The organism is Kitasatospora sp. NPDC056327 (assembly GCF_042261735.1).
GTDB lineage: Bacteria > Actinomycetota > Actinomycetes > Streptomycetales > Streptomycetaceae > Kitasatospora.
Genome location: NZ_JBHJRC010000114.1, coordinates 1 through 24,134, shown reverse-complemented (window position 1 = coordinate 24,134; position 24,134 = coordinate 1). Strand labels below are relative to the sequence as shown.

15 protein-coding genes are annotated in these 24,134 nt (G+C 74.9%); 2 read left to right on the top strand and 13 right to left on the bottom strand.

Annotation, left to right across the window (positions count from 1 at the left end; translation table 11 throughout):
* Positions 1 to 47: 47 nt before the first annotated feature.
* From dnaE to ACFCX4_RS18495, 13 genes are all read right to left on the bottom strand, one after another.
* Complete coding sequence (gene dnaE / locus ACFCX4_RS18555) at positions 48 to 3,608, bottom strand: DNA polymerase III subunit alpha (protein WP_376143654.1); 3,561 nt, start codon at positions 3,606 to 3,608, stop codon at positions 48 to 50.
* 518 nt (positions 3,609 to 4,126) lie between these two features.
* Positions 4,127 to 5,662: a DUF6519 domain-containing protein gene (locus ACFCX4_RS18550; RefSeq protein WP_376143652.1), complete on the bottom strand. Its 1,536-nt coding sequence runs from the start codon at positions 5,660 to 5,662 to the stop codon at positions 4,127 to 4,129.
* Positions 5,663 to 5,771: 109 nt separating this feature from the next.
* Complete coding sequence (locus ACFCX4_RS18545; RefSeq protein ID WP_376143650.1) at positions 5,772 to 8,006, bottom strand: hypothetical protein; 2,235 nt, start codon at positions 8,004 to 8,006, stop codon at positions 5,772 to 5,774.
* A 73-nt stretch (positions 8,007 to 8,079) separates the two neighbouring features.
* Positions 8,080 to 11,811, bottom strand: a complete 3,732-nt coding sequence (locus ACFCX4_RS18540) for a putative baseplate assembly protein (protein WP_376143649.1) — start codon at positions 11,809 to 11,811, stop codon at positions 8,080 to 8,082.
* Positions 11,808 to 15,017: a putative baseplate assembly protein gene (locus ACFCX4_RS18535; RefSeq protein ID WP_376143647.1), complete on the bottom strand. Its 3,210-nt coding sequence runs from the start codon at positions 15,015 to 15,017 to the stop codon at positions 11,808 to 11,810. The genes ACFCX4_RS18540 and ACFCX4_RS18535 overlap by 4 nt, the downstream gene beginning before the upstream one ends.
* Positions 15,014 to 15,442, bottom strand: a complete 429-nt coding sequence (locus ACFCX4_RS18530) for a GPW/gp25 family protein (protein WP_376143645.1) — start codon at positions 15,440 to 15,442, stop codon at positions 15,014 to 15,016. The genes ACFCX4_RS18535 and ACFCX4_RS18530 overlap by 4 nt, the downstream gene beginning before the upstream one ends.
* Complete coding sequence (locus ACFCX4_RS18525) at positions 15,439 to 15,771, bottom strand: hypothetical protein (RefSeq protein WP_376143643.1); 333 nt, start codon at positions 15,769 to 15,771, stop codon at positions 15,439 to 15,441. The genes ACFCX4_RS18530 and ACFCX4_RS18525 overlap by 4 nt, the downstream gene beginning before the upstream one ends.
* A gap of 15 nt (positions 15,772 to 15,786) precedes the next feature.
* Positions 15,787 to 16,296 (bottom strand): phage baseplate assembly protein V, encoded by a 510-nt coding sequence (locus ACFCX4_RS18520; protein WP_376143641.1) that lies wholly within the window; start codon positions 16,294 to 16,296, stop codon positions 15,787 to 15,789.
* A 73-nt stretch (positions 16,297 to 16,369) separates the two neighbouring features.
* Complete coding sequence (locus tag ACFCX4_RS18515; protein WP_376143656.1) at positions 16,370 to 17,464, bottom strand: hypothetical protein; 1,095 nt, start codon at positions 17,462 to 17,464, stop codon at positions 16,370 to 16,372.
* 55 nt (positions 17,465 to 17,519) lie between these two features.
* The gene (locus ACFCX4_RS18510) at positions 17,520 to 17,873 is read right to left on the bottom strand and encodes a hypothetical protein (RefSeq protein ID WP_376143639.1); all 354 of its coding nucleotides are present in this window, start codon (positions 17,871 to 17,873) and stop codon (positions 17,520 to 17,522) included.
* Positions 17,870 to 18,517 (bottom strand): hypothetical protein, encoded by a 648-nt coding sequence (locus ACFCX4_RS18505; RefSeq protein WP_376143637.1) that lies wholly within the window; start codon positions 18,515 to 18,517, stop codon positions 17,870 to 17,872. Before ACFCX4_RS18505 ends, ACFCX4_RS18510 begins: the two co-directional genes overlap by 4 nt.
* A complete protein-coding gene (locus ACFCX4_RS18500; RefSeq protein WP_376143635.1) occupies positions 18,517 to 19,089 on the bottom strand; it encodes a HEAT repeat domain-containing protein in 573 nt (190 codons plus the stop codon). Before ACFCX4_RS18500 ends, ACFCX4_RS18505 begins: the two co-directional genes overlap by 1 nt.
* Before the next feature lie 12 nt (positions 19,090 to 19,101).
* The gene (locus ACFCX4_RS18495) at positions 19,102 to 22,479 is read right to left on the bottom strand and encodes a hypothetical protein (protein WP_376143633.1); all 3,378 of its coding nucleotides are present in this window, start codon (positions 22,477 to 22,479) and stop codon (positions 19,102 to 19,104) included.
* A gap of 435 nt (positions 22,480 to 22,914) precedes the next feature.
* Between ACFCX4_RS18495 and ACFCX4_RS18490 the strand changes: the two genes are divergently transcribed.
* Entirely contained in the window at positions 22,915 to 23,373 is a 459-nt protein-coding gene (locus tag ACFCX4_RS18490; protein WP_376143631.1) for a peroxiredoxin, read from the top strand.
* A 173-nt stretch (positions 23,374 to 23,546) separates the two neighbouring features.
* Entirely contained in the window at positions 23,547 to 24,122 is a 576-nt protein-coding gene (locus tag ACFCX4_RS18485) for a TerD family protein (RefSeq protein WP_030395854.1), read from the top strand.
* Positions 24,123 to 24,134: the final 12 nt, after the last annotated feature.

The following is a 24,134-nucleotide window of genomic DNA, read 5'->3' as shown; positions in this document are numbered from 1 at the left end:
CCCGCGGCGCCGGGGCCGGACGGCCCGTCGGTCCGGCAGCGGACGGCTCAGGAGCGGACGACGGTGCCCGCCCAGGCGCGGTTGCCCAGGAGGGTCTTGACGTCCGAGGCGAGCCCGTTGTCGGGGTTCACCTGGAAGCCGAGCTCGTAGAGGGTGTCCTTGTCCCAGCCGGTGGTCAGCAGGCGGACCGGGACGTCGCCCGGGTGCGCCTGGAGGGCCAGCTTGAGCTCGGAGACGACCGCCGGGGTGATCCGGGCGGTCGGCACGTTGATCTGGACCGGCGGCTTGGTGCCCAGCTCGGCGGAGGAGACGTCGAGCGTGGTGATCTCCTGCCCGAAGATGCTCAGCGACCCGTCGCGCTCGTTGAGCCGGCCGCGGACCGAGATGACGTTGTCCTCCACCATCTGCTCGGCCATCAGGTTGTAGGTGGCGGGGAAGAAGAGCACCTCGACCGAGCCGTCGCGGTCGGCGACGGTGATGATCGCCCAGGCGTTGCCGGCCTTGTTGATCCGGCGGTCCACGGCGGTGATGAGGCCGGAGAGCCGGACCTCGCCCTCGGTGCGGCCGGAGCCCAGGAGGTCGGCGATCGAGGTGTCGCGGTTCTGGGAGAGGATGTGCTCGGCGCCGTCCAGCGGGTGGCTGGAGACGTACAGGCCGAGCATCTCCCGCTCCAGGGACAGGAGCTGACGGCGCGGCCACTCGCGGTCGGTGAGCTGGAAGTCCAGCCCGATGCCGCCGCCCTCCTCGGCGTCGAGGGCGCCGAAGAGGTCGTCCTGGCCGATCGCCTGCTGCTTCTTCAGCCCGGTGACGGCGTCGATCGCGCTCTCGTGCACGGTGCTGAGCGAGAGCCGGGTGTGCCCGAGGGAGTCGAAGGCACCGGCCTTGACCAGCGAGTCGACGGTGCGCTTGTTGCACACCACCAGCTCGACCTTGTCCAGGAAGTCCGGGAACGAGGTGTACTTGCCCTTCTCCGCCCGGGTGGCCACCAGGGACTCGATGACCGGGACGCCGACGTTGCGCACCGCCTTGAGGCCGAAGCGGACGTCGCTGCCGACGGCGGTGAAGTCGACCACCGACTCGTTGACGTCGGGGGAGAGGATCCGGATGCCCATCTGCCGGCACTCCGCCAGGTAGACCGCCATCTTGTCCTTGTCGTCGGCGACCGACGTGAGCAGGGCGGCCATGTACTCGGCGGGGTAGTTCGCCTTGAGGTAGGCGGTCTGGTACGAGACCAGTCCGTAGGCGGCGGAGTGCGACTTGTTGAAGGCGTAGCCGGCGAACGGGACCAGGACGTCCCAGACCGCCTGGATGGCCTCGTCGGAGTAGCCGCGCTCCTTGCAGCCGGCGTGGAAGGGGACGAACTCCTTCTCCAGCACCTCCTTCTTCTTCTTGCCCATCGCCCGGCGCAGCAGGTCGGCCTGGCCGAGCGAGTAGCCGGCGAGCACCTGCGCGGCTCGCTGCACCTGCTCCTGGTAGACGATGAGTCCGTAGGTGGGGCCGAGGACGTCGGCGAGCGGGGTCTCCAGCTCGGGGTGGATCGGGACGATCTCCTGCTGGGCGTTCTTGCGCAGCGCGTAGTTGGTGTGCGAGTTCATGCCCATCGGGCCGGGCCGGTACAGCGCGGAGACGGCGGAGATGTCGGCGAACTCGGTGGGCTTCATCAGCTTGAGCAGGGCGCGCATGGGGCCGCCGTCGAGCTGGAACACGCCGAGCGTGTCGCCCCGGGCCAGCAGCTGGTAGGTGGTGGGGTCGTCGATCGGGATCTTCTCGATGTCGACGTCCACACCGCGGTTGGCCTTGACGATCTTGATGCAGTGATCGATGATGCCCAGGTTCCGCAGCCCCAGGAAGTCCATCTTGATCAGGCCCATGGCTTCGCACGACGGGTAGTCGAAGCCGGTGATGATGGTGCCGTCCTTGTCCCGCATGTGCAGCGGGATGAGGTCGAGCAGCGGGGTCGATGAGAGGATGACCGCCGCGGCGTGCACGCCGGTGCCGCGGATCAGGCCCTCGATGCCGAGGCCGGTGTCGATGATCTTCTTGACGTCGGGCTCGTTCTCGTACAGCGAGCGGATCTCGGTGCCCTCGTTGTACCGCGGGTGCTTCTCGTTGAAGAGGTCGGCCAGCGGGACGCCCTTGCCCATGACGTCCGGCGGCATCGCCTTGGTGATCCGGTCGCCCATCGCGAACGGGTAGCCGAGGATGCGGTTGGCGTCCTTGACGGCGGCCTTGGCCTTGATCGTGCCGAAGGTGTTGACCTGGGCGGTGTAGGCGGAGCCGTACTTGTCGGTGACGTAGCGCACCATCTGGTCGCGCTGGCGGTCGTCGAAGTCGATGTCGACGTCCGGGGGGTTGATGCGCTCGGGGTTCAGGAACCGCTCGAACAGCAGGTCGTGCTCCAGCGGGTCCAGCTCGGTGATCCGGGTCAGGTAGGAGACCATCGAGCCGGCCGCGGAGCCCCGGCCCGGACCGACCGGGATGCCGTTGTCCCGGGCGTACTGGCAGATGTCGGCTACCACGAGGAAGTAGGCGTCGAACCCCATCGGGGAGATGACGCCCATCTCCAGCTCGACCCGGTCCAGCACCTCCTGGCTGGGGTTGTCGCCGTAGCGGTGCTGGAGGCCGGCGGCGATCTTCTGGCGCAGGTACGAGGCCTGGGTCTCGCCCTCGGGCACGTCGAACTGCGGCATCCGGTCGACGTAGGTGAAGACCTCCTCGTACGACTCGACCCGCTCGGCGATGGCCAGCGTGTTGTCGCAGGCCTCGGGCAGCTCGCGGAAGAGCTCGCGCATCTCCTCGGCGGTCTTGACGTAGTAGCCGGTGCCCTGGAACTTGAACCGGTTCGGGTCGTCCTTGTTCTTGCCCACGCCGACGCAGAGCAGGCTGTCGTGGGCGTCCGCCTGGTCGGCGGTGACGTAGTGCGAGTCGTTGGTGGCCAGCAGCGGGATGTTCAGCTGCTTGGCGAGGCGCAGCAGGTCCTCGCGCACGTCCTGCTCGATGGACAGGCCGTGGTCCATCAGCTCCAGGAAGTAGTTCTCCCGACCGAAGATGTCCTGGTAGGCGCCGGCCGCCTTGACGGCCTCGTCGTACTGGCCGAGCCGCAGCCGGGTCTGCACCTCGCCCGAGGGGCAGCCGGTGGTGGCGATGATGCCGGTGGCGTTGGCGGCGATCAGCTCGCGGTCCATCCGGGGCTTCATGTAGTAGCCCTCCATCGACGCGAGCGAGGAGAGCTTGAAGAGGTTCCGCAGGCCGGTGGCGTTCTCCGCCCACATGGTCATGTGGGTGTAGCGGCCGCCGCCGGAGACGTCCTTGCCGCCCTCGCCGTCCGCGCTGGCCGGCCGCTGGCCACCGGGCGACCAGAACACCTGCTTCTTGTGGAAGCGCGAGGACGGGGCGACGTACGCCTCGATGCCGATGATCGGCTTGACGGCGCTCTTGGCGGCGGCGTGGAAGAACTCGTAGGCGCCGAACATGTTGCCGTGGTCGCTCATCGCGATGGCGGGCATGCCCTGTCTCTCCGCCTCGGCGAACAGCTTGCCGTTCTTCGCGGCGCCGTCCAGCATCGAGTACTCGGTGTGGACGTGCAGGTGGGCGAAGCTGTCGGACACGGCGCGGCGCTCCTCGACGGGTCGGGCGGGGGAGCGGTCCAGGCTAGCCGGTCGGCGCGGGCGACACGCCGGGCGGGTGGCTTCGGCGCAGGACCTCGACAGACCCTCCCCGCCGTCGCTGCCCCGGCTCCGGTCCGGAACCCGCCGCCCGGCACCGGCGTCCCGCTGTGCGCCGAGCTGACCGATACCGGCGGCAACACTCTCGAACACGCCCTCCTCGACGCCTGTCGCACCCACTGACCCGTCCGCCGCCGGCCTTCCCCGGGGGGCTGGGAGGCCGGCGGCGGCGGGGGCGCCGCGGGCCGGGGGGAACCGGGGCGGCGCGGTGGGGGTGGTGAGGACGGTGCCGGATTGCACGGGGTGGGGGGCAATGCAGCTGTACAATAGTAATGTGAAATTGCATTAACAAGGGGCTGGAGTTGCCGTTATCAACTCGTTCCCGCACCAGCCGCACGTCCACCCGCGTCCACCCGCGCGGCCGGTGACGCGCGGGTGGCGGCGGGGCTCCCCTGCTCCGCTCAGCCCCCGTGCGGGGTGGGGGCCGCCAACGGGCCGAAGGTCTGCCGGAGGTCGACGGCCGTGCCCGGGCCGGTCACCCAGGCGAGCGGGGCGTGGTGCACCCGGACCCCGGCCGGGGCCTGGAACAGCGCCTCGCCGGCCGCGCCGCGCGGCCACTCCACCGAGCCGGTCGCGGTGCGCGCCGGGACGAGCCAGTAGTCGCCCCGGGTGTACCGGCCGTCCGGGCGGAAGTACACCTGTACGCCGTCCTCCAGGTCCAGCCAGACCCCCTCCCGCAGGCGCAGGGCGCCGCCGGACAGCGGCAGGGCGTCCCGGCCGAGGGGAGCCCGGTGGTCCCAGCGGCGCAGGAAGGGGCGGCGTTCGCCCAGCCGCCCGACCTCCGGCACCGGTTCGGCGGACAGCCGCACCCGCCGGCCCGGCAGGTCGGTCTCCTCCACCCGGAGGAGATCCGCCGGCTCGTTCCGGCTGACGTAGGCGCTGTCCCCGGCCTCGACCCAGTCGCCGACCGAGAGCGCGAGCCCGTCGTCGTCGCCGAGGGAGGTGAGGCCGACCCAGACGCCCTCGACCGAGACGACCGGTAGGACGACCGAGCCGTTCTCCCGGGACCACTTGAAGGTGGCGCCCTCCCCGGCCGGACCGCCGCGGTGCACCTCCACCCGGTACAGCTGGTTCTCCGGGCCCCGGTAGGCCGCCTCGGGCGAGGCCAGGCACGGGTCCTCGCTCGCCCGCCCGGGCCGCCGGGCGCGGGCGGCGAGCCGGCCGGCGGGCCGCTCGCGCGGCTCGGCCCAGGCGTCGAAGGCCGCCCGGACCCGGGCCGTGCCGCCGTCCGCCGCCGTGCCGCCGTCCGTCGCTCCCGCCGCCGTCCCGTCCGGCCCGCCGGTGTCCGCCGGGCGGCTGTCGGAGGTGCTCAACTCCGCACCGGGCAGCGCCAGCACCTGCCAGACGACCCGGGCCCGCGCCGCCGTGTCGGGCATCGCCGCACCGAGCGCGACCTCGCGGATCTCCGGGTCCTCGACGGCGGTGACGCTGCGCTCCCACACCTTCAGGTAGACCAGGAACGGGAAGGTGCCGGGCAGCCGGTCACCGGGGCGGTCCTGGTCCCGGTAGGCGTCCGGCTGGTCCCAGTACGTCCAGACGGCCGGCAGTTGCCGGCCGTCGCCGTCCCCGCCCGGACCGGTCCCGCCCGGAGCGCCGTCGCAGTGGCCGCCGTCCGGGGCGTCGTCGTCGGGCGCGGCGGAGCCGGGCTCGGGCCGGAAGGCCTCGCACAGGATGCCGTCCACGTAGTACCGGCCGCCGCCGATGGTGAGGTCGTCCAGGTCGTGGGCGCCCGGCAGGTGCCCGATCGCGAACCCGGCCGCCGCGGCCGGACCGCCGCGGCGGCCGATCAGGTCGGCGGCGAGCGTGCGCAGCTGGTAGCGCTCGATCGCGGCCTGCTCGTTGGCGTCGGCGTCGAGCTGGACCCGGCCCTGCTGGGTCAGCACGGCGGAGTAGTGCTTGCCGGGCCGGAACGTCAGGCGCGAGAAGTCTGCGTGCACGGTTTCCCTCTCACAGGTGATGGTCGGGAGCGGAACGGGGTCGGGTCGGAGACGTTGTGCGGTGCGGGCGGGCCGGCGGGACGACCGGTGGGCGGGCGGGTCGGGCGGGTCAGGTGGCGAAGAAGATCCCGGCGTCGGTGCCGGCCGGCGTGTACTCGGCCAGCCGCGCCCGCAGGTTGTCCTCGCGCTGGGGCTGGAACAGGTCGTGGAAGGCGCCCAGCTCGGACCGGTCCTCGGCACCCCGGGTGATCTCCGGCGCGCACCCGGCGGCCAGCTGGCCGTAACCGGGCGTGCCGTAGCGGAGGCTGGTGAACAGCGGGCGGACCCGGCCGGTCTCCGCCTCGCGCCACTCGGCCGCCCGCGAGGGGTCCAGCCCGCCGCGCTCGACCAGCCCGGTCACCGCCGACCGCACCAGGTCGGGCTGGCAGGCGTACCGGCGCGGGGTGCGCGAGCCCGGCGGGACGTAGCAGAACCGCAGGCAGCCGGGCGAGCGCCGGGCCACCCGCAGCCGTCCGGTGAAGACGGAGTCCTCGGCGAGCGGGACGGCGTGCACGTGCACCTCGCCGGCCACCGTGGAGCGCCGGACGTGCAGCAGCGCGTACGCGTGCTCGCAGTCCGGACCGGCGAGCGCCGGCCGGTCGGGCCCGGTGGCGTCCAGGACGCTGTCGGTGAGGTGGATCTCCAGCGGGTCGTCGTCCACCTCGTCGCCGACCACCTGGACCGCGCCCAGGATGCTGCGCTCGATCCGGACGCAGGCGGTGGTGCGGTCCAGCACGAGGCTCGGCTCCTGCGGGGCGTGCGGCTCGCAGTGCGGCTCCAGCGACCATCCGGGCACCAGGGTGCAGTGCCGCAGGGTGAGGGAGCCGAGCGGGCCGGTGACGTTGACCCCGCGACCGGTGATCAGCAGCCCGTCCAGGACCAGCCGCCCGCCCGGTTCGACGCCCCGGACGTTGAGCGCGTCCGGCCGGTTGCTGTACCAGTCGAGCAGCCGGATCACCGGCCGGGTGCCCTCGGCGGCGCGCAGTTCGAGGCGTTCGCCGGCCGCCAGCTCGAAGTCCAGCTGCTCCTGGTGGGCACCGCTGTGGGTGATCTCGATGACGGCGGCGGCGCCCGCGGCACCGCTCGCCCGGTCGGCGCGCCACTGCCGGTAGGCGTCGTCGATCCGCTCGAACCTCCGGCCGGGGCCGACCCGGTAGAGCGACCGGTGCGGGACCTCCGGGCGGTCGCGCGGGTACTCCCCGCCGCCGGTGTCGTCGGAGAACGCGTAGTGGAGGTCGACCCGGACGCCGTGGCGCGGGGCGGTGCGGGCGCCGAAGGCGATCCGGCCGAGCAGCGGGTCGACGGCGACCTGGCCGCGCCGGGGCCGGTACGTCCAGCCGCTCAGGTCGGCCACCGTGATCTCGGCCGGCGGGACCGGCTCCTGGGCGCCGTCGCGCCAGATGGCGAAGCTCCGGCCGGGCCCGTAGTAGTCGGCCAGCCGCTCGGCCAGCTGCCGGCGCCGGATCGGGGCGGGCACGTTGTCGATCGCCGCCAGGTGGTTCGCCGACGGCTCGGGCTCGGGCCGGGTGAACAGCTGGGCGTCGTTCCCGAGGACCGAGAAGGTGAACAGGTTCCTGGCCCGGTCGATGCAGTAGGCCGGTGCCCGGGTGACCGGGTAGGGCTTCAGCCGCCAGACGTGCAGGGCGACACCGGCCGGGGTGAGCCCGCCCCGGCGGCGCGGGGACGCGGCCCGGCGGACGTCGGCGGTGTGCGCCTGCCCGTCGAAGGGGCCGCTGAGCAGGTCGAGACCGGCCCCGTGGCGGACGTCGACCAGCCGGCCCCGGAGCGGCCGCCGGCGGTCGGCCGGCTCCTCGTCCGGGCGCAGCAGCCGCACCGGCCGGGTGCCGGCGAGCAGCCGGGAGAGCTCCACGGCCCGGGCCGGCCAGTCGGCGACCGAGGCGGACAGCTCCTCCAGCAGGGCGAGGGTGCCCTTGCGGCGGCGGTTGGCGACGGTGTTCGCGACGTCGTGACGCGGTGCCAGCCGGGCCGCGAGCCGGTCGCGGGCGGCGGCCCGCTCGGGGGAGGCGCCGCCGTGCAGGCCGGTGGCGAGCACCTCCTCGTAGCCGGGCAGGATCCGGTAGCCGACCAGGTCGCCGAGGTAGGCGACGGCCCAGTCGGCGGCGGTCTCCACGAACCAGTCCCGGTAGCCCTGGTCGATGCCGCCGCGCACCACGTCGACCTGTTCGGCGACGACGGCCAGCAGGGCGCGCAGCGGCTCGCCCGCGTCGGCGTCCCGCAGCCGGTGCCACTGCGGAAGCAGCTCCAGCAGCCCGTCCGGGTCCCGGCTCCCCGCGGTCCCGCTCATGACTGCGCCCCGTTCCGCCCCGCGGGGGCGTTCGCCCCCGCGCGCCCTCCGGTGGCGAGTACACCGCGTTCACTCACGAGCGGACCTCCTTGAGGATCAACGTGTCGGGCAGCTCCGGTGACAGCACCGCGAGCTGGGCCGGGCGGACGCCGCGGAACACGGTCAGCACCCGGCCGGGCGGCAGCGGGCGGGTGTCCGTGACGTCGGGGTTGAGGCGCAGCAGTTCGGCGACCGGGATGCCGTGGCGGGCGGCGATGCCGGTGAGGGTCTCGCCGGCCGGGTCCCGCACCCGGTAGCGCTGCTCGTCGAAGCGGGCGAGCAGGGCCGGGACCACCGGCTGCGGCCTGGCGAGCAGGCCGGGCAGGCGCTCCAGGCCCTCCGGGGTGATGCCGCCGGGCACGCCGGTGAAGGCGTCGACGTCGACCCGGTCCACGCCGGGGACGGCCTGGGCGACGGCGAGCACCTCGGACAGGTGGGCGCTCTGCCCGAGCCGGCGCCCGGCGAAGCCGAGGCGGCCGAGCAGGGCGCGGCGCAGCGCGGGTTCGACCACGTCCCAGGAGTGGTCCGGGTCGACCCGCACGTTCGCGGCGACGATCAGCAGGACGGGCTCCCGCACGGCGACCAGGACCGGCAGCCGCGGGTCGCCGTGGGCGGTGAGCGCGGCGCGCAGGGTGCGGATCAGCTCGGAGCCGTCGGTGAGCGGGATGTCGTCGACCCCGGCGACCGTGACGTGGACGACCTCCCGAGCGCCGTCCGGGAGCCGGACGGCGCTCGCGCGGCCGATGCCGGCCCGGGCGCGGGTGAAGTCCTCGTAGTCGGGGACCGAGACCAGCCGGTCCAGGGCGGTGACGGCGAGCGGCACGGTCTGCCGGGCGAGGCCGGGCCCGTCCGGTCCGGCGCCACCGGTGGCGGGCAGCGGGTTGACGACCGCGGAGACGCCGAGCGGGCGGGTGGTGAGCTGGGTGATCCGGCCGGCACCGACGTTGCCGGACGTGCCGATGCCGATCCGGTAGCGGGCCCGGACGTTCTCCCGGCCGGTGGGCAGCCGCGCGCCGTGCACGCCGTCGCCGAAGACGACGGTGGTGCGGCCGTCGGAGGCGGTCGCGGTGACGTAGACCCGTTCACCGGCGCCCCGCCCGGCGAGGCTGTCGACCTCGTGCCAGAGCACCCCGTCGACCCGGACCTCCAGGGTGCTGCGCGCGCCCGCGGGGGTGTCGGCGGCCAGCCAGGTGAGCGGCGACTGCCAGAGGGTGAACCGCTGACCGGGGAGGCCGGCGTCGCCGCTGCCGATCGCCTCGTCACGGGTGGCGCCCTGGGTGGCGCGGACCACGTTGCCGAGGATCCGGACGCCGTCGCGCCGGTAGCGGTGGGCGAGCGGGGCGCTGAGCGTGATCGTGGTGCGGACGGTGTCCCCGGGCAGCCGGGGGTCGACGCCCTGCCCGACGCCGGCGATCATGGCGAGTTCGGTGGCCCGGACGCCCGCGGTGCCCGGGATGTCGGTCCGCTCGCCGGAGACGGTGATCCACCGGCCGGGAGTCAGGCCGTCGTACAGCCGGGCGAGTTCGATCCGGTCGCCGTGGACGTCCTCGGTGACCGGCTCGTCGGCCAGCCGCAGCGACTCGCCGCGGGCGTAGACGGTGGCGTCCCGGATGTCCGAGAGGTGGGTGTCCTTGTCGTCCAGCCACGGCTGCTGCAGGGACAGTTCGGTCACCTTGCCGGTGATGCCGAAGTCGGCGCGGGAGATCACCCGCACGTCGGTCACCCGGGTGATCACCTCGGCGAGGTCGCGGCTGCCCGGAACGCCGCCGTCGAGTCCCTTGCGCGGGCGCTGGACGACCACCCAGCTGCCCGGCGCGATCTGGTCGTAGACGGCGTCGAGGGCCAGCACCGTGCCGGAGACCGGCTGCAGCTTGGTGGTGAACACCACCTCCACGGCGGGCGGCGAATCGTCGGTGCCCGCGTAGCGGTGCACCCGGACGTTCAGCTCGCCGGACTCGCCGGTCCGCTCCTGGTCCGGTTCGAGCCGGTAGTCCAGCGCGGCGCCGGGCCCGCCGTCGATCCGCACGTGGATCCGCCGGTCGGCCTGCGGACGGGAGACGAGGACCGTGCGCTCGGGCAGCCGGGCCAGGAACCGGGTGGTGACGCCGGGCTCGGGGCCCGGCTCGGGGGCGGGTTCCGGCGGCGGCTCCGTGGTGTCCACCTTGACCTGGCCGGGCCCGAACGGGAAGGTGTGGTCCCACGGCAGCGAGAAGCCGCTGTGCAGCAGGCTGCCCGCCTCGACGTAGGTGAAGTCGGCGGTCCGCGGGACGGTTCCGGCGGTGTCGAAGGTGATCCGGACACCGATCAGGGTGCTGCCGGAGAGCGGCCAGTCCACGTACCGGTCGATCCGGCCGTCGTCGCCGAAGACCGGCTTGAGCGGCGCGGTGGCGCCGAACGGGGTGGCGACCACCCGCATGGCCTGGATCTCCTGGACGGCGAGCGGCGCCGTCAGGTCGACCTGCCGCCAGGCGGGGTAGAGGCCGTCGCGCAGCCGGGGGTCGAGCGCGGCCAGCAGCTGCGCGCCGAGGTCCGAGCCGGGGGCGAACAGGCTGCGCGGGTCGCGCGCGAGGTCCCGCGCGCTGAGCGGCGGCCGGGCGGGGGCGGTGCGCAGCGCGGCCAGCAGCGGGCCGAGCCCCCGGACGGCCGGGTCGGTGGCCCCGGGGCCGGGCCGGTCGGGGACCTGCGGCGGCTCCAGTCCGTGGGCGCGGTCGCGCAGGCCGTTCAGGTGCTCGCCGAGCCGGCCGAACCAGTCGGCCACCGGCCGCCGGGAGCGGGCCAGTTCGGCGGCCTCGGCGGCCCGCTCGACGACCGGGGCGAGCCGGTCGGCGAAGTCGGCCGGGGTGCTCAGCGGGCCGTCCGGCCGGTCGAGGTCGGCGCGCAGCGGGGCCAGCACCTGCTCGTCGAAGTCCCGGACGATCCGGCTGCGCCCGGGCCGCGGATCGGGGGCGCCGTCGGAGACCGTGATCCACTCGGCCAGCTCGGTGCGCAGGTCCTTGAGGGTGCGCAGGTCCCGGGGCAGCCCGATCACCGTCACGTCGTTCTCGCGGTCGATCCGGACCTCCGGCACCAGCCGCAGCGCCCGGTGCACCGGATCGGCGGCCCGGTCGGCGCTGAACACGAACAGCAGCCGGTCGCCGGGCCGGATGTTGTTGGCGGTGCCGGCGGCGAACAGTTCGGCCCGCCCGCCGGGGTTCAGCTGTCCGGGCGTCAGCTGGTAGGGGCGGCGGAGCAGCACGGCCAGTTCGTTCCAGCCCGAGCGGGCGGCGAGGTCCTCGGCGGTCTCGAAGGACTGCGGGTCCTCGCCGGGCCCGGGGACGCTCTGGCTGCGGGAGCCGCGCGGGATCGGCACGGTCGGGTCCTCGGCGGCCCGCGGGTCGTGGTCGAGCGTGTAGGCGAGGAAGGTGTCGGCGGCCACGCCGGGCCGGGGCCGGTGCCCGACCAGCCGGCCGAGCAGGGTCAGCGACGCCTCCTCGGTGGCGGTGCGCAGATAGCCCTCGTTGGCGATCCGCTCCGAGTAGAAGGTGAGCACGTCGGCGAGCACGGCCCAGGCGTCCAGCAGCGCGATCGCCGGGTCGTCCGGGGTGCGGACCGTCAGGTCGCGCAGCGCCGGGTAGGCCGGGCCGGACAGCCGCGCGAGCAGCGAGGCGAGGAACTGCCCGTGGCGGCCCACCCGGTAGCCGACGGCGTCCAGCCCGGGCGGGTTGAACAGCGGGACCGGGGTCCCGGTGGCGGTGCCCGCGCAGCCGCAGGCGCACTGGCCGTTCATCGGCCACCTCCGATCACGATCGAGAGCCGGCCGTTCTCCGGCCGGTCGGGGTCGTCGTCGCAGCAGGCGATCTCCAGGGCGCCGAGCCGCAGCAGCCCGTCGGCCGGCTCGCCGTCGTCCCGGCCGAACTGCCGCCGCAGCCGGGTGATCCGGGCACTGAGCACACCGGGCACGGCCGCCGCCGCGGCCACCAGCCGGGAGGCCCGCACCGGCTCGCCGAACCCCAGCGCGTCCGGGTGGAAGAAGCCGGGCCGGCCGTCCGGCAGCGTCCGGTTTCCCAGCACCCGCCGCAACTCGGCGAGCAGGTGGCCGTGCTGGTGGCCGGGGAGGGCGCAGATCCGCAGTTCGAGGTCGAGCGGCACCAGCACCGCGGGGCGCACGACCAGGTCGTGGCCGATCCTGCGGAAGGCCTCCAGGCCGTCGCCGACCGCCTCCAGCAGGGCGGCGTCCGCCGACGCCCGCCCGTGCGGTTCCACGGCCACCTGGACCTCCTGGCCGCTGCCCGTCCAGCGCAGGACGGCGGCGGCCCGCCGGACGCCCGGCAGGGCGGCGGCCAGCTCCGCGTAGTCGGCGGCCGTGACGGCCCGCAGCCGGGTGCGGCGCAGGGCGAGCGGGGCCAGCTGCCGGACCTGCTCCAGCGGTTCGGGCTCGACGCCGCCGGTGGCGGGCAGCGGATTGCGCACCCCCAGCACCGCGTCCCGCGGCGGCGCGCCGCCACCGGGCCCGTCCGGGTGGGGCTCCTCCCGGCGGATCACCAGGTGGTTGACGGCCTCCGCGCCCACGTTCCCGGCCGTCCCGTTGCCGACGCGGTACGAGACCAGCAGGTCCGAGCCGGGCCGGGGCGGCAGACCGTGCCGGCCGTCGCCGAAGCGCAGCGCGAGGCGGCCGTCCTCCTCCGGCTCGCCCACGAAGTGCCGCTCGCGCGGCCCGTCGGCCAGCAGGTCCCGGCGGGGCGTCCACACCCGGCCCCCGGAGACGGCCCGGACCGCGGGCAGTGCGGCCCGTGGGTCCTGGACGGCGATCCCGCCCGCCGGCCCGGCCAGTGCCGGGGAGTCGGGGGCGAGCCCCGCCGCGTACCGGGTGCCCCAGCTCCGGGCCACCTCCTGGACGCCGTCCTGCCGGAGCACCACGCCGGAGCGGGTCCGCGCGGTGAGCACCTCCAGCCGGCGCAGCTTGGCGGCGAGCAGCCGGGGCAGGCGGGCCAGCAGCTCGCGCAGTCCGGCGGCGGGCCGGTCGGCGAGCCGCAGCTCCTGCACCACCCGCTCGCCGAACAGCACCGTCAGCTCGGCGAGTTCGGCCCGGGTCAGGTCGTGGCCGCGGTGCGCCCGCCGCCACAGCTCCGTCAGCCGCTCCCGGACGCGCCCGGGAAGCCCGGCGAGCAGGACGGCCTGTCCGGCGCGGACGTGCGCCGGGTCCGGGTAGGCGGCCGCCAGGGTGACCGGCGCGTGGCGCAGCACCGGGCGGAAGGGCTGCGGCAGGACGGGGTAGCGGGTCTGGTCGAGCAGCGTCTCCAGGGCCGCCGCCTGGGCGTCGGCGGTCGGCGGCTCGACCACGGCGCCCGCGCCGCCCCCGCCCTCGGCGACCTCGCCGGGCGCGAGCCGGACGCTCAGCCCGGCGCGCCGCACCGCCGCCCCGCCGACCAGCGCCTCCAGCTCGCGGACCTGGTCCGGGCCGAGCGGGCGGCCCTCCCGGGCCAGGTCGAGCAGTCCGTGGACCGCCTCCGCCGCGGGGCTGTCCCCGGTGACGTCCGCGCAGCCGCCGGCCTCCGGCCCGCAGGGCGCCGTGCGGACCGGCTCCGGCGGCACCGCGAAGGCCTCCGGGGCCCCGCCGCCGAAGGTGAGCGAACGGCCGTGGTCGACCAGCAGGACGTTGCCCCGGGCGACGCTCACCCCGGTGACCGGGCCGCAGCCGCTCCCGCCGCGCGAGGAGAGGCAGACCGGGAAGGACAGCGCGTCCTCCGGCGCCCAGGCGACCTCGACCACCGGCTGCCCGTACAGCTCGTCGACCAGCGGGGTGACCGAGGTGAGCCGGACGGCCTGGCGGTGCGCGGGATCGGCGTCGGCGGCGGCGCCGGTGCGGGGGCCGAGCACCTCCTCGACGACCAGCAGGTCGCCGGGGCGCAGCGCCAGCCGCCGGGCGCGGTCGCCCTGCGCCCGGTCGGCCCCGTGCCAGTCGTCGCGCAGGGTCGCCGAGGTCGCGCCCCGGGGCAGCACGCGGTCCTGCTCCCCCCAGGTCCAGAACGCGATGGTGTTGTGCGCGGGGCGCAGCACCGGTTCCGCCCCGCCGAGCGGCTCGAACACCTCGACGGCGGCGGTGCGGGCGAGCGCGTCCAGGTCCTCGTCCGCGATCACCGTCGACAGGTCCGGGCGGTCCTGCGGGCCGAGCCGGCCCAGGTCGACGGCGGCGAAGCGGAAGGTGCCCCGCCGGAGGGTGACGGGGCGCTCCACCGACAGCGCGACGAAGGTGCGGGCGTTGCAGCCCTCGTGCACCGCGTAGTCGATCAGCCGGACGTGCCGGCGCACCGACACCCGGCGGCGGGCGGTTTCGAGGTACGCCTCGGTGGCCACCGCGTCCTGCTGGTAGGAGAGCCGGTCGGCGGTCCAGGCGAGCAGTTCGACCAGGGTGACGCCCAGGTCGGGCAGGTGCCGCTCGGTCCAGCCGGGGGTGGTCAGGCTCATCCGGTCCAGCACCAGCCGCCGCAGGCTCTCGTAGTCGCGGGCGGTGTAGTCGATCACCGGGGACGGCCGGACGGCGGGCGGACAGCCCTCCTCGGTGCGGCAGTCGTAGGGGGACGGGCAGTCGGCGCCGAAGCCGAACCAGGTGCTCGCGTACCGCGGGTCGAACCCCGGGAACGGGCGGGTGCCCGGCCGGCCGTGGGCGTCCGCCTCGACCACGCCCAGCCGGTAGCGGGAGGTGTCGCCCGTGCGGTCGAGGGTGACGCGCATCCGGTCGTCCAGCTCCGGGTCGTCCGCGCGCTCGATCTCGACCGCGAGGGCGCGCAGGCCGGTGATCCGCCGGCCGCCGTCGATCCGGATGTTCTCCGGGCCCAGCGACTCCGGTGCCCGGCCGAGGAAGACCACGTCGAGCGTGCGGCCTTCGTCGTCCGGTTCGGCGCCGTCCAGGCCCAGCAGGTGCGCCGCGCGCACGTCCGCGCGGCGCGGGTCCGTCCCGCACCCGGCCGTCGGGTCCCCGGTCCGCCCGGTCATGCCGCCACCCCGCCCTCGAACACGTCGTGCCGCTGCGCACCGGTCCGGCGCACCACGTACGCCAGCTCGACCCGCACCACGCTGTCCTCGCCGGACACCTCCAGCGAGACGACCTCGATGAGGTCCCCCAGCCACCGCTGCAGCGCCGCCTGGACGGAGAGCTGCAGGGTGGCCGCCAGTTCCGGGCTGTTCGGCGCGAAGACCAGGTCGAGCAGCCCGCAGCCGAAGTCCGGGTGCATGACCCGCTCGCCGGGACTGGTGAACAGCAACTGCTCGACGAGGTCGCGCACGTGGTCGTCGTAGGCCGCCTCGGAGGTGCGCCCCCGGCTGTCGATCCGGAACGGGAACGCGAGGTCGGTCCGGACCGGCCCGGGCGGGCGGGTCCGCAGCCCGGCGGCGGGCCCGGGGTCCTGTGCGGTGCTCATACCCCCTCCGCCCGCTGCTGGACGACGGTCACGACCGGCGGCCCCTGCGGGACCTGCTCGGCGCTCTGGCACAGCCCGACGGCGGACTGCGGCAGCGCGGGGGAGCCGTTCACCCGGATCCGGGCGGACGGCACCACCCAGCGGACGGTGACGCAGGGCTGCGGCTTCCCCGCCACGTTGAACGGGCAGCCGGTGACGGTGTAAGGGTCGGCGGTGCAGGTGACGGCCTGGCCGGCGACCAGCACCCGGGCCTGGGCGGGCCGGGCGGTCGCCTGGCCGCCGTGCGGGCAGGTCACCGTCGCGTTGACGTGCAGCAGTTTTCCGGGCACGAGACTCTCTCCCCGTCAGGTCACGCTCAGGGCGTCCTGGTTGATGGAAACGGTGGCGCCGACGAGCGAGATCGAGGCGCCCTGGCCGTTGCTGATCCGGATGCCCGAGTCGTTGATCACGATCGAGGCGCCGCTCGGGATGCGCAGGGTGATCCCCGTGGCGGGGTCGTCGGACAGCACGATCACCCGCCGCCCGGAGGTCTCCAGCACCGTGTTGGGCAGGCCCGGCGGGCCGGTCCGCGCGTCCACCGGGAGCTCCGGGGCGGAGCCGTACCAGCAGCCGGTCCAGATCGGGTAGCTCTGGTCGCCCTGCTCGAACTCCACCCAGACGCCCGCCCCGACGGGCGGGACCGCGTAGTGCCCCATGCCCTGGCCGGCCACCGGGAAGCACGGCATCGCCCAGGTGGACACCGTGTCGCCCAGCACGTCGGGCACCTGGGCCTGGATGCGGCCGATCGAGAGCGGGTCGGTGTTGTTCGTCACCGTCCCCCGGAACTTGCCGAGGTAGCGGGTCGGTTCGGCCATGCGGGCGGCTCCTGCCGGTCGGTCGGGGCGGTCCTGCCGGGCGGACGGGTTCGGGGGCGGGGGCTCGGGGGTGTCAGGGGACGACGACGGGCTGGAGGGCGATCAGGCCCTCGCGGGCCAGCGTGAAGTTCTGGGTGTACGAGCCGCGCTTGAGGTCGTGGGTGACGCTCTTGACGAAGTACAGGCCGTCGTAGGTGAGCCCGGCGCCGCGGACGCCGACCAGCTCGCGCGGCCGCAGGACGTGCCCGTACCGCACGACGTCGAGCCGTCCGGAGCCCGAGACGGCGTCCGCGGACTGCATCGCCCGGGCGATGGTCTCGGCGACGGCCTGGGTGGAGTCCTTCTTGGCGGTGTCGGCGACCACCTTCCGCTTCAGCGCCGGCGCGGGCCTGAGCGCGAGCGGCGGGCGCAGGACACTGACCTCCGGCACCGGCAGGACGGCGGACACCTTGGTCGCCGGGAGCTGGACCCGCGCCTCCGGCTCCTCGCGGGCCGTCCCGTCGAACGCGAAGGTGAGCTGGTCGACGTTGGACAGCGAGTCCATGTTCACGTTCAGGGCGTGCTGCGGGACGCCGAGCCGGACCTCCGGCCCCCAGTAGGCGCGGCTCGTCCCGGGCACCGGGCCGGGGTCGAGGTAGAACACGTAACCGTTGCCCTTCGCCAGCTCGTTGAGGTAGCCGAGGTCGGTGCCCTTCTGGAAGTCGATCCGCCGGGTGGGCATCGGCGTCTGCGGCACCAGCTCGGGGACGACCAGCGGCACGATGCCGTACTGCCCGTACTTGGCGATGATCGCGGCGACCCGGGCCGCCGGGGACATCGCCGGGAACGGCACCGCGGCCTGCTCCTCCAGGTCCATCAGCACCGTCAGGTCCTCGCCGGTGACGGTGAGCGTGGACTGGCCGGGCTGGTTGCTGATGCCGACCTCCTGACGGATGATCACCCCGTCCATCAGCACGCTCGGGGTGCCGGTGACGGTGACCATCAGCACCACCCTGGTCTTCGGGTCGAAGAACCCGCCCGGCAGCAGGGCGGTGCCGATCGGACCGCGCTTCGACAGGTCGAAGGCGAGCTGGAACCCGCTGCGCTGCCCCGAGGCCACCGTGACCTGCGCCGACAGCAGGGCGTCGGTCACCGGCTGCGGCACCGGCACCGGGATCTGCGGGCCCATCAGCAGGCTGAGCCGGACCGACCCGACCGGCCCGCCCCCCGTGACGGCCGAGGCGTCAGGCACCGCCCACCCCCGGCACCCCGCCGGGCAGCGCGACGACGATCCGCAGCCCCGGAGTCGCGGTCGCCTCCAGCGGGTCGACCACCGGGTTGGCGTCGGCGATCCGCCACCACTGGTCGGCGCTGCCGAGGTAGCGGTGGGCCAGCAGGTCGAGCCGGTCACCGGCGCCGACGGTGTGCTCGGCCAGTGGCGTCAGGCCGTCCGGCTGCGGCAGCAGCCGCCGCCGCAGGTACGGCACCTGCCGTCCGTCCGCCTCGGTGTGCAGGGCGACCGGCACACCGTGGTACCGGCTGGTCGGCGGGTACGGCGAGGGCGCGGGCAGCGCGCCGAACGGCTGGTCGGCGGTCACCGGAGCCCCCCTCCCAGGCCGAGCGCGCCGAGCCCGCCGGCCGCGGCGGTGCCGGCCAGCCGCTCCTTCTGCGCCAGGTGCGCGAGGTAGAGCTCGGCGCCGCGGTGGCCGGACGGCAGGTCGCTGACGGTCAGGACCCGCAGTCCGATCGCCACGGTGGCCCTGACCGGGTTCAGATCGATGTCGAACGCCTCCTCGGTGATGGTGAGTTCGGTCAGCCGCACCGGCAGGATCCGCTTGGCACCCCAGGTGAACAGGGTGAGCGGGGCCTCGACCGGGGTGATCTCCAGGGTGCCGAGCGCGGCCAGCGCCTGCTGCGTCCGCAACTGCGCGCCGGCCGGCTGCACCAGCGACTCCAGGGTGGCCAGCTGGGGATGGATGCCGTTCGGGGCCGGGACGTCCAGCTGGTCGGTCGCGTCCAGCTCGGCGGTGAGCTTCCAGGTCTCCACGGCCGGCCCCTTGAGCCGCAGCGCCTCCGTCCGGTCCCCGCCGGCGTCCGCCCCCGCCGACTGCGGGGCCAGCGACCGCTCCAGGGTGTCCGGGTTGAACTGCAGCACCACGACCCGCTGCGGCGTGCCGCGCCGCGGGTCGACGACGACCAGCCCGGACCGCACGGGCCTGGGGGCGTCCGTGTACCCGGTCATCAGGACTCGCCTTCCGTGCGGGCCAGGCCCTCCAGCAGGACCCGGGCGTTGTGCCGGACGTGCTCCACCGGGTCCGTCCGGCCCAGCTCCTCCACCAGGGCCACCAGGCCGGGCCAGGGCAGGTGGCCGGTCGCGACCACCACCGCCTGCCGGATTCCCGGATCGTCGTCCCGGGCGGCGGTGGCGAACGCCTCGACCACCGACCGTTCCTCCGGGCCTTCGGCGGTCAGCGCGGCGGCGTACAGGGCGACCAGCTTGTCGTTGCGGCCGGCCGGGCGGCGCAGCGCGGCCAGGGCCTCGTCGAGCGTCCACACCTTGCAGCGGGACCGCAGTTCCGCCTCCGCCGCCGCGGCGCCGTCGCCCCGGATCGTGACGTAGCGCATGCCGGTGGTCCCGTCGTCGACGTAGTGCACCTCGGCCGTGCCGTCCGGGGTCAGCCAGCTGTCGACGACGGCGCCGTCCTCCTTCCGGCCGAGGTCGAGGAGGTCCCAGAAGAGGTCCCAGACGACCAGCTTGAAGTCGTGCTCGCTGAACTCCGGTCTGAGGACCAGGCGGGTGAACGGTCGGGTCATGGGGTCTTCCTCTCAACTCAGGCCGTAGAAGCCCAGCAGGAACCGGCGGACGAGGTCCTCGCCCTTCTTGACGGTCTCCGCCTCCGTCGTGGCGAGGATCCCCTGACCGCCGGTCCGGGCGAGGGCCCAGGTCTCTCCCAGCTGCAGCTCGCGGAACCTCAGCTCGGCGCGGTCGGCGGCCGGCGCGTCGAAGTGGCTCAGCTGTCCCGCCTCCTCCTGCTCCAGACCCCGCGCCGCGGACGCGGCACGGCGCATCGACATCGGGTACCAGCCCCGGTCGCCCCGGCGGCTGCCCTCGTACGCGGCGAACACCTGCGTGCGGTCCAGCCCGCCGGCCCCCGGTCCGCGGGCCAGCAGATCGGTCGTCACCGCCGCGTAGCCGAGGTTCGCGGTGCTCCGGACGGACTCCCGGACGAACATCAGCCAGTGCGTGTTGCGCACCAGGGTCTGCTGTTCCGGGGTGAACGACGGGGGCAGACGACGGTTGAGGCTGTAGGCGCGCAGCGCCATGGCGAAGTCCATGTCGGTCAGGTGGGCGGCGTCCAGCAGCCCCGGGAGTCTGTGGTAGTGGCCGACGCCCATGGTCTGCGAGTTGCTGGCGCCCGTCTTCTGCTGCTCGCTGACCGGACCGCCCTCCGGCCCGACCAGGTAGAGGTCCTTCCTCCCCCAGTCGACCGTGTACGGCGGGAGGACGCGCGGACCGCCCTCGGCGGCCGAGAGTTCGAGCGCCGTGCCGCGGTTCCTCAGGTACCGGACCGCGCCGGGGACGTCCTTCCCGCCCTCCGTCCGCAGCGGCGTGTTCAGGGCGTCGGCACCGGCCTGATGCTTGATGAGCCGCATGTGCGCGGCGACCGCGACGACGTCGGCCCGGTCCAGGAGACCCGCCGCCTGCGTGCGGATGATCACGCGGAGCTCCTCCGCCGTCAGTTCGAAGCCGCCCCCGGCCGCGGCCCTCGGATTGAGCAGGGCCTCGACGGTGAAGGCCGGGCTGCCGACCTCCGCCAGTCCGGTGAGCCGGTACCAGGCCCGCAGCCCGGCAAGGACCGTCCGGAGGACCAGCGGGCGGACGCCGCGGGCCAGCAGGCGCTGGATCCGCGGGCGGACGCGGGCCACGATCAGGTCGAGTCGCTGCTGCTTCGCCCGGGGCGAGTTCTCGCGCGCCCGGCGCTCGGCGCGTTGCCGCCGGCGCTTCCGGTGCCAGTCGCGCAGGCGGTCCCGCTGCCTTCGGTAGGCGTCGCGGATCCGCCGGGCGCCGTCGGTGAGGGCGCGGCCGAGCCTGCTGCCCAGGAGCCTGCGGCCGAGGGCGCGGGCGGCGGCGCCGACGCGGCCGAGAGCCGCCCGGACGGTCCGGCGGGAGGCCTCCAGGGCGCGGCCGACGGCCGTGCCGGGGCGGCGGGGGGCGGCGGACCGCGGGCGAACGGCCCCGCGGCGCCGGCCTCCGGCGGTGGTGGGGCGCCGGGCGGGGAGGGGGACGGCGGCGCGGCCGGGGGAGGGGCGGCGGCGCAGGGCCCGCGCGGCCCTCCGTAGACCGGCCCGGGCCTTGTTCACGGCCCTGCCCGCCGCCTTGCGGGCGCCCCGGCCGGCCCGGGCCAGGCCCTTGAGGATCCGCTGCGCGATCCCCTTGAGCCGGCCGCCGACCGTCCGGCCGGCCGCCTTGAGCCTGCTCAGCAGGAAGTTGGAGATGAAGTCCAGCAGCGCGACCACGCCCGCCGCGACCGCGTCGGCGAACAGACAGGCGGCCGATCCGGACCTGACGGCCTTGAGGAAGGCGACGAACCTCCCGATCGCGGCGACGATCCGGCTGACGGTGTTCCAGGCCGCGACCAGCCCCTGGATGATCGCCATGATCGCGCCGGCCGCCGGCACGATCAGCGACACCAGCTTCTCGACGACGATCGAGACGATCATCCCCGGCAGCGCCGCCACGATCGCCTGCCAGGCCATCCGGCCGATCTGCGCCATCGAGACGCAGCCCTTGACCAGCACGTCGACCACGGTGGAGGTCAGGCCGACCACCGACTCCACCTTCTGGTCGAACCACTGCTTCACCGCACGCCTGATCGCGCCCCACAGGTGCAGCCGGACGCCGTCGACCGCGGCGGTGCCCAGCTTCCGCAGCCACCCGCCCGGGTCGGCGGCGACGTCCCCGATCAGGACGGCGAACTCGCCGAACACCGCGATCGCCTTCCGCACGAGGTCGACGGCGTCCAGCACGGCCCGGCGGACCGCCTCGACGGCGGCCTTCAGCCCCGCCTCCAGAGCGTTCAGCAACGCGTTCAGCCCGGCCGCCAGGGCGTCGAGCAGCCGGTTGACGGCGCTCTTGAGCCGGTCCGCCCAGGCGTTGACCCTGGCGACGGCCCGGTCCCGCCACTCCTCGATCCTGCGGCGGAACCGGTCCCGCAGCTCGGGGAAGGCCGCCAGCAGGACGTCGCAGATCCTGATCAGCGCGTCGGCCAGCCCGGTGATCAGCTCGACGGCGAACTTCCGCGCCTGGTCGATCGCCCGGTTCACGAACGTGCGGAAGCCGTCGACGATGGCGTTGACCAGCCCGCGGAAGTGCTCGAAGACCTTGGTGACCGCCGCGACCAGTGCGTCGAAGGCCGCCTTCACCTTCGACTTGACCCAGCCCCACCAGCCCTCGGACTCCTCCTTCTTGCGGTCCTTCTCCTGCTGCGCCTTCTCCTCGGCCTCCCTCCGCCGGTCCTGGATCCTCCGGTTGTCCTCCTGCTGACGGTCCCGGACCTCCTGGTCGGTCCCGGTGCGCTTCCCGTCGATCCGGCCGCGGCTGTCCCGGTGCTCGGCGTCGGCCTCCCGGTCCGCGGCGGAGATCCTGCCGTCCTGCTCGGTGCGCCACTGCTCGCGCTCGGCCGCGACCCGCTCGGCGGCCTCGCCCCGCTCGCCGGCCTGGGCCCGCGCGCTGTCGGCCACCGCCCCGTCCAGCTCGGCCTGGTTCCGCCGGCGGGCCTCGGTCTCGCCCTGCGCCTGCGCGGCCTCCTCGGAAACCAGCCGGGCCCGGCCCCGGTCCGCCGCGGCCCGGATCTGCGGACCGCGCTCCTGCTGGGCGACGAGGCCGACGCCCGGCCCGGCGTCGGCCGCGCGGCCGGCCCCCGGGGCGCCGCCCCGCGCGGGGCCGCCGCCCGGGACGGCGGCGGTGAGGGTCTCCTCCGGCACGTCCGGGTGGATCCGGCCCTCGCCCAGCGGCCTGGCGGCGTCGTCCCGGCCCACGGCGAGGATCCGGGCGGAGCCCTCCCTGAGCCCGGCCGCCTGCGCGTCGGCGCGCGCCGGGTCGCTCTCGCCGGTCAGTTCGACCCGGGGGGCCCGGCCGACCGTGGTGTTCAGCGCGGGATCGGTGGACGGCACGCCGTCGACCGCGCCCTGGAGCCGCTGCACCTCCTGCGGCGAGACCCGGTCGTCCGCGCCGTCGGCGACATGGGGCTCGGCGACCAGGGCACCGGGGTTGCGGCCCCCGGCGTCGCGGCGTTCGGCCTCCTGCTGCCGCCCCGCGGCGCCCGGGGACGCCCGGGAGGCCCTGGGGCCCCGGGGGTGCCCGCCGGCCCCCGCGGCCCCGGAGGCGCCCCGGCCCGCCCCCGGACCGCGGCCCAGGTCGGCCTGCTGTCGGTCCGCGGACGGGCGGAGGACGGGCGGCGGTCCTCCGGACGGCGGCCGGCGGACCCGGACGGCCGAACCGTTCGCCCAGGGCGAAAGCGGTGGTCCCGGACGGCGCAGCCCTCACCCGTCCGGCCCAGCCGGTGCCGGCCAGTGCGAGGATGGCGCTCGCCGCGTCACCCGCGCGGCCCAGTCGCGTCGAGTGGGAAAGGCCCCCGCATGGCCATCGAGATCGGCACCGAGGCTCCGGACTTCGAGCTCAGGAACCAGCACGGCGAGCCGGTGAGGCTCTCCGACTTCCGCGGCGAGAAGAACGTCGTCGTGGTCTTCTACCCGTTCGCGTTCACCGGTGTCTGCACCGGCGAGGTCTGCGCGATCCAGAAGGAACTGCCGCGTCTGCAGAACGACCAGGTGCAGGTGCTCGGCGTCTCCAACGACTCGCCGTTCAGCCAGCGGATCTTCGCCGAGCAGGAGGGCCTGGAGTTCCCGCTGCTCTCGGACTTCTGGCCGCACGGCGAGGTCTCCCGCGCCTACGGCGTCTTCGACGAGGAGAAGGGCTGCGCCGTCCGCGGCACCTTCGTGATCGACAAGGCCGGCGTGGTCCGCTGGAGCGTCGTGAACGGCCTGCCGGACGCCCGTGACGAGCAGGAGTACCTGGCGGCCGTCGGCGCGCTCTGAGCCGCCCGCGGGCCGCGCCCCGCCCGCTTCGGTACGGTTCCCCGGCGCGGACGGGAACCCCGCACTACGATCGGCTCGTTGGCTGGTCAGAGGCCCGGCACGGTTCGTCGCCGGAGCCTCGGACCGCACCGCAGGGGCACCGTGGAGAGTGCCTCCCGATTCTTGGAGGACAAGTGGGTGTCAGCCTGAGCAAGGGCGGCAATGTCTCGCTCACCAAGGAGGCTCCCGGCCTGACCGCCGTACTGGTCGGCCTCGGCTGGGACGTCCGCACCACCACGGGCACGGATTTCGACCTGGACGCCAGCGCGCTGCTCTGCAACGACCAGGGCAAGGTGGGCGCGGACGGCAACTTCGTCTTCTTCAACAACCTGAAGAGCCCCGACGGCTCGGTCGAGCACACCGGTGACAACCTCACCGGTGAGGGCGAGGGCGACGACGAGGCGATCAAGGTCAACCTGGCGACCGTGCCGGCCGACGTCCAGAAGATCGTCTTCCCGGTGTCCATCTACGACGCCGAGAACCGTTCGCAGAACTTCGGCCAGGTCCGCAACGCGTTCATCCGCGTGGTGAACCAGGCGGACAACAAGGAGCTGGCGCGCTACGACCTCACCGAGGACGCCTCCACCGAGACGGCGATGGTCTTCGGCGAGCTGTACCGCAACGGCGCCGAGTGGAAGTTCCGCGCGATCGGCCAGGGCTACGCCTCCGGCCTGCGCGGCATCGCCCAGGACTTCGGCGTCAACGTCTGACCGGGGGCCGCA

Coding starts and splice junctions, on each gene's coding strand:
- ACFCX4_RS18545 (WP_376143650.1), bottom strand. CDS start 8,006: ATGAGCGGGACCGCGGGGAGCCGGGACCCGGACGGGCTGCTGGAGCTG.
- ACFCX4_RS18540 (WP_376143649.1), bottom strand. CDS start 11,811: ATGAACGGCCAGTGCGCCTGCGGCTGCGCGGGCACCGCCACCGGGACC.
- ACFCX4_RS18535 (WP_376143647.1), bottom strand. CDS start 15,017: ATGACCGGGCGGACCGGGGACCCGACGGCCGGGTGCGGGACGGACCCG.
- ACFCX4_RS18530 (WP_376143645.1), bottom strand. CDS start 15,442: ATGAGCACCGCACAGGACCCCGGGCCCGCCGCCGGGCTGCGGACCCGC.
- ACFCX4_RS18520 (WP_376143641.1), bottom strand. CDS start 16,296: ATGGCCGAACCGACCCGCTACCTCGGCAAGTTCCGGGGGACGGTGACG.
- ACFCX4_RS18515 (WP_376143656.1), bottom strand. CDS start 17,464: ATGGGCCCGCAGATCCCGGTGCCGGTGCCGCAGCCGGTGACCGACGCC.
- ACFCX4_RS18505 (WP_376143637.1), bottom strand. CDS start 18,517: ATGACCGGGTACACGGACGCCCCCAGGCCCGTGCGGTCCGGGCTGGTC.
- ACFCX4_RS18500 (WP_376143635.1), bottom strand. CDS start 19,089: ATGACCCGACCGTTCACCCGCCTGGTCCTCAGACCGGAGTTCAGCGAG.
- ACFCX4_RS18490 (WP_376143631.1), top strand. CDS start 22,915: ATGGCCATCGAGATCGGCACCGAGGCTCCGGACTTCGAGCTCAGGAAC.